Origin of the sequence: Acidiphilium sp. 20-67-58, assembly GCF_002255515.1 — a bacterium.
Lineage (GTDB): Bacteria > Pseudomonadota > Alphaproteobacteria > Acetobacterales > Acetobacteraceae > Acidiphilium.
The window spans coordinates 88,575-94,631 of sequence record NZ_NCAS01000016.1; the positions used below are offsets into that span (position 1 = coordinate 88,575).

Genomic DNA, 6,057 nt, shown 5'->3' on the forward strand with positions numbered 1-6,057 from the left:
CTCATGATGGAAACCGGCAGCAGCATCGCGCTCGCGCGGCGGCTGTGGCGGCAACATGTCACCGCCTATCGCGGCCGCGTCGCGCTGATCATCGTCGCCACCCTGGTGATGTCGGGCACGACGGCGCTCTACCCCGCGCTGATCGACCGCGCCTTCACCATGTTCGCCAAGCGCGATCCGCGGATCCTGTACCAGGTGCCGCTGATCGTGCTCGTCGTCACCGTGATCAAGGCGCTTGCCCAATACGCCCAGACGCTGCTGACGCAGCAGGTCGTGCTCGGCACCATCCGCCGCCTGCAGGTTTCGATGTTCGGGCATCTGACCAGCGCCGAACTGGTGCGGATCGACCGCGAGCCGCCGGCAGCGCTCGCCGCCCGCTTCACCACCGATGCCACGGTGATCCGCGAGGCGATGAGCCGCGCGGTGAACGGCATCGCCGATTTCTTCACGCTGATCGGGCTGGTCGGCACCATGCTCTGGATCGACTGGGAACTGAGCCTGATCGCCGCCCTGCTCTACCCGCTGGCCGGGCTGCCGATCCAGAAGATCGGCCGTCGCATCCGCCGCGCCTCGGGCGGCATGCAGGAGCGGATGGGCGAAGCCGCGTCCCTGCTCAACGAGAGCTTCGCCCAGGCCCGCACCGTCCGCGCCTATGGGCTCGAGGAGGATGAACGCCGCCGGGCGGACCGGGCGTTCGAGCATCTGTATCGGGCGCTGATGCGAATGATCCGCGGGCGGGCCGCGCTCGATCCGGTGCTGGAAGTCCTCGGCGGCCTCGCCATCGCCCTCGTCATCGGCTTTGCCGGCTGGCGGCATGCCGCCGGCGCTGCGGGCATCGGCAATTTCACCGGCTTCGTGGCGGCGCTGCTGATCGCCTCCCGCCCGTTGCGCGCGCTAGGCACGATGAATGCCGCGGTGCAGGAAGGCATGGCGGGGCTGGAGCGCGTGTTCCGCGTGATCGACGAGCCTTCCGTCATCGTCGAGCGCCCCGGCGCCGCGAAGCTGCCGCCCGGTCCCGGCCGGGTGGAATTCCGCCATGTCGGGTTCGCCTATCCGGATGGCAGGCCGGGGCTGCGCGATCTGTCCTTCGTCGCCGAGCCGGGGCGCACTCTCGCCCTGGTCGGCGCGTCGGGCGCTGGCAAATCGACGGCGCTGGCCCTGATCCCCCGGCTCTACGAGGCCGATCGCGGCGCGATCCTGATCGATGGCGCCGACATCGCCGCCGTCTCCCTCCAATCCCTGCGCGGCGCGATCGCCTATGTCGGCCAGGACGCGCTGCTGTTCGACGACACGATTGCCGCCAATATCGGGATGGGCCGCAAGGGCGCCTCGCCCGCCGAGATCCGGGCGGCGGCCGAGGCGGCGGCGGCAGGCTTCATCGCCGATCTGCCCGAGGGGTTCGAAACCCGTGTCGGCGTCAATGGCCAGCGGCTTTCGGGCGGCCAGCGCCAGCGCGTGGCCCTGGCCCGCGCCCTGCTGCGCGATCCGCGGATCCTGCTGCTCGACGAGGCAACCAGCGCGCTGGACGCCGAGAGCGAGGCGGCGGTGCAGGAGGCGCTCGCCCGCCTTCGCCGCGGCCGCACCACCATCGTCGTGGCGCACCGCCTCGCCACGGTGCGGGATGCCGACAGGATCGTGGTGGTTGCGGATGGGGTGGTCGTGGAGCAGGGCACGCATGCCGACCTGATGGCGGGTGAGGGGGCTTTCGCCCGCCTCGTGCGCGCGCAGGCACTCTCGTCATAGAGCATTTTCCGCCCCCCGGATCGGATGAAGCTCTCGCCCGCTCGCCCGCTCGCCCGCTCGCCCGCTCCCCCGCTCCCCCGTCCGCCCATCCGTCGCCCTGATCGTCGTGCGCGGCGGGCGAAGACGCTGTCACGCGGCGCGTTGCGGCAGATCTTGCGGTCCCGAGGCCGGTGCGGCAAGACTCGCGAACGCGCCGGGCGCACCTGTCCCGCGCCGTCTCGGTGATCTAAAATTAGAATACAAAAGACAAAAATAAGTAAACTAAATATGTTATTTAAACAAAAATCGTATAAATAAAAATATAAATCTGGAAATAGTCTTAAAAATAATCGGATAAAATTTATTGAAACATTCTCCAGTGCTGGTATTGATTGACCGAACGTTATTAATTCCTCTATAACCGAGACGAACGAAATCGGTATTTGGCTTTCGTTAGTTTTAGCAAGGATGGCCGTGCTTCAGTGTCCTGAAGACCCACGGCAGCGTTTGAGACAGCTTTTAGGATAGCGTTTGACGATCTGGGCTATAAGAGAAAATTCTCTTTTTATATGAAAAATATCATTTATGCGGCATAAACTGATCTGAATATTGAATTGACAGAGGATTGCTTCGTTGAGCTCGGCTTACATTAACCCGCCGGAAATGCCGGTTTGCGAGGCGCCGCTTGGAATTCGTTATGATTTTCTCGATGGCGCGCGTGTCTATCTCCCCGAACTCGAGGGGGGCGCGTGGTTCGTAACGCTGACGGATGCGGATTCAGGCCTTGTCGTTTATCAGAACGAGATCAAGACCGGCGTTCTCAAGTCGAAAAAGAGGTATGTTGTCCGTTTTGAAATCAAGATCCAGCGACGTAGCGATGCAGGCGACATGGAGCCTGTCTTCCAGCACGTGCTCGATCTCCGGGATCAGAACGTGGTCGTGCAGATACCGGTCGGCACCATCGGCGACGTCTTTGCCTGGTTTCCCTATGTCTCGCGGTTCGCGGCGGCGCGGCAGGCGAGGGTCACCTGTGTCATGTCGCCGGCGCTCATTCCGCTGTTCGAGGCAACCTATCCGGAGCTTCGGCTGATGACGGCCGCGCAGCTCGAAGCCGACAGCACTCTGCAACGGGCCTATGCGAACTATCACATCGGCCTGTTCTTCAAGGACACCGAAAACACGTTGCAGCCGACCGATTTCCGCCATGTCGGCCTGCACAAGACGGCCGCCTACATTCTGGGGGTGGATCCGTCGGAAATCCGGCCCCGGATCGCGCTCGAGGATGATACGAGGCCGATCGCGGAGCCCTATGTCTGCATCGCGACGCAGAGTTCGGCCCAGTGCAAATACTGGAACAATCCCACGGGATGGCTCGACGTCGTTAGTCACTTGAAGGCAAGGGGCTACCGGGTGATCTGCATCGACCAGAAGCCGGTACACGGCGCCGGCTATGTGTGGAACCGGATTCCGCATGGCGCCGAGGACGAGACCGGAGACCGCCCGCTGGCCGAGCGCGCCCGCTGGCTGAAGCACGCCGCGTTTTTTGTTGGGTTGAGTTCCGGCCTTTCATGGCTGGCCTGGGCTATGGAGACTCCCGTCGTGATGATTTCGGGGTTCACGCACCCCACCAATGAATTCGAAACACCGTATCGCGTCATCAACTGGCATGCCTGCAATTCATGCTGGAACGATCCGCGTGAAATGTTCGATCACAATGATTTTTTCTGGTGTCCACGGCACGCGAACACCTCAAAGCAGTTTGAGTGTACGCGTCTGATCACGTCCGAACAGGTCATCAGAACGATCGAACCTCTCCTCAACATTGAATAACCTGCGTTTGTAAAAAGGAATTGAATATGGCCACGAATTTGAATGGAACCTGGTCTGCGGTAAACACCAACGGAACCACCCAGTATCTCAGCAACGGGGTGACCGTTACCGGCCTCGTCAATCTCGACGCGGGCGCGACGCTGATTGTCCAGTCAGGCGCGACTGCCAGCGGGCTGACGAACACAGGTGCCGGCGTCACCATCAATGTTTCAGGTGGCGGCGTGGTCGAAAACTCGACTCTGAGCGGTGCCAGTCTCCAGGTTTCCTCCGGCGGCTCCAGCCTCAACAACTTTATCGTCGGCAGCGGCGGTCTGATCACTGTCGCTCCTTCAGGCATTGTGTCCGGCACATTCGTAAGTGCTGGCGCTGCGGCAAACTTCCAGAACGGTGCCATTGTCGATCAGGCAACGGCCAACAACACCCAGCGCACTGTGCTTAACGGATATTCATACTGGTCTGCCGTGAACAACAACGGCACCACTGTCTATACGAATGGCAGCACAACCGTCAGCGGCCTGGTCGAACTGGCCGGCGGAACCACTCTCAACATCGAGAGCGGCGCCGTTGTCTCGGGGATGATCGTTGATAACGGTGGTACCTCGAAAGCCACAGTAAACGTTAGTTCGGGCGGCGAATTGCTCAGCTCGGTCATCAATAACGCGTACATGTATGGCTATGGCGGCACCACCAGTGGCAACGTGATCAACGGGGGGATGCAAACTTATAATGGCGGTTCGTCGGTCAACGATACCTTCATCAATAATATTAACCCCTCTACTTATATGCCTAGCGTCTATTTCAATGCGGGCACTACGCTCAGCGGCGCGCTGGTTGAGAGCGGCGGTAATATCGCTATCAACGCCGGTGCAACCGTGTCGAAGATTATCGCGGGTTCCGGTGGCACCATCAGCTCCGGTGGCATGGCAACAAACCAATACAATGAGCAGGTCCTTACCGGCGGCACCGTGTCGGCGGTTAACGTCAACGGCACAACACAATACCTGAGTAACGGCCAGACCATATCCGGCCCTGTCGCTCTCGGTGCGAACACCACACTGATCGTGGAGAGCGGCGCGGTCGTCTCCGGAAATGCCGTGACGTTCGGGGCTGGCGATACGGTCAGCGTCAACAGCGGCGGCGAACTGCTCAGCGCGTCCCTCTCCGGCGGCACGCTCGACGTGACTGCGGGTGGCGTGACGAGCGGCAACGCATTGACGTCCGACTCCGTGAACATCTCCTCCGGCGGCGAATCGATCGGGGACACGTTCAGCAGCGGCACCAACACCACCGTGTCGAGCGGCGGCCAGGTGTTCAGCCCGCTGGAGGCGACCAGTGGGGCCACTCTCACGGTCTCGTCAGGCGGCATCTTTAACCCGAACAACCCGAACAACCCCTGCTTTGCCGCGGGAACGCTGATCGCGACCGCGCGCGGCCCAGTGGCCGTGGAACACCTCACCGCCGGCGAAACCGTCCTCCTGCACGATGGCGGCACCGCCCCGGTGGTCTGGCTGGGCAAGCGCACGATCGACCTCACCCGCCATCCGCGGCCGGAAGCGGTGCAGCCTGTCGTCATCTCCGCCAACGCGATTGCAGACAACGTTCCGGCCCGCGACCTGGTCGTCTCCCCGGATCACGCATTCTACCTCGAAGGCGTGCTGATCCCGGCCAAGATCCTGGTCAACGGCACGACGATCCGCCAGGTCACGATGCGCGAGGTCACGTATTTCCACGTCGAACTGCCGTTCCACGCGGTGCTGCTGGCCGAGGGCATGGCAACGGAAAGCTACCTCGAAACCGGCAATCGCGGCGCGTTCGAGAACGGTGGCGAGGCCCTGATCCTGCACCCGGATTTCGCGCAGTCCCTCCGCGAGACGCGCAGCTGCGCGTCCTTCGCCGACCATGGTCCGCTCGTCGAGAGGGCCCGGGCGCGGATCCTCGACCGTGCTGCGATCGAGACGACACAGGACGCCGCGGTCGTCGCGATCCATCGGCAGGACGGCAGCGTCGTGATCGCATCCCGGACGGCGGTCCCCGGTGAACTGACCGTCGATCCGCGCGATCGCCGCGTTCTCGGCATCAAGATCGGCGCCCTGAAAGCAGGGGGCGAGCCGATCGCGCTCGATCACCCCGGCCTTGCCGAAGGCTGGCACGATGTCGAGGCCAATGGCCGCTGGACCAATGGCGCCGCGGTGATCCCGGCCGAGCTGGTGCAGGGCAGGAACGTGGAAATCACGATCGCCACGACCCTGGCATATCCGGTGACCGCGGACAGCCGCATGGCGTCCGTCGGCTAACAAACGACCATGCGCCGCGCCCCCGGAACCCCCGGTGGCGTGTGACGTGCACCCCTGAATTGGCGCCATTTTTGGGTAGAGTCCGTTTCTCGAGGAGACGGACGAATGAAGCGTGACGTGCACCCCTGAATTGGCGCCATTTTTGGGTAGAGTCCGTTTCTCGAGGAGACGGACGAATGAAGCGGAGCAGGTTTTCGGACGAGCAGATTAT

3 protein-coding genes are annotated in these 6,057 nt (G+C 62.5%); all 3 read left to right on the forward strand.

Annotation, left to right across the window (positions count from 1 at the left end):
• Positions 1-3 precede the first annotated feature (3 nt).
• Complete coding sequence (locus tag B7Z76_RS08335; protein WP_174504657.1) at positions 4-1,743, forward strand: ABC transporter ATP-binding protein; 1,740 nt, start codon at positions 4-6, stop codon at positions 1,741-1,743.
• Between the two features lie 612 nt (positions 1,744-2,355).
• Positions 2,356-3,552 carry an autotransporter strand-loop-strand O-heptosyltransferase gene (locus B7Z76_RS08340; RefSeq protein ID WP_291343293.1) on the forward strand — a complete coding sequence of 399 codons (1,197 nt, stop codon included), beginning with the start codon at positions 2,356-2,358 and terminating at the stop codon, positions 3,550-3,552.
• A 26-nt stretch (positions 3,553-3,578) separates the two neighbouring features.
• Positions 3,579-5,846, forward strand: coding sequence for a Hint domain-containing protein (locus B7Z76_RS08345; protein WP_291343295.1), 2,268 nt, complete (start codon positions 3,579-3,581; stop codon positions 5,844-5,846).
• Positions 5,847-6,057 lie beyond the last annotated feature (211 nt).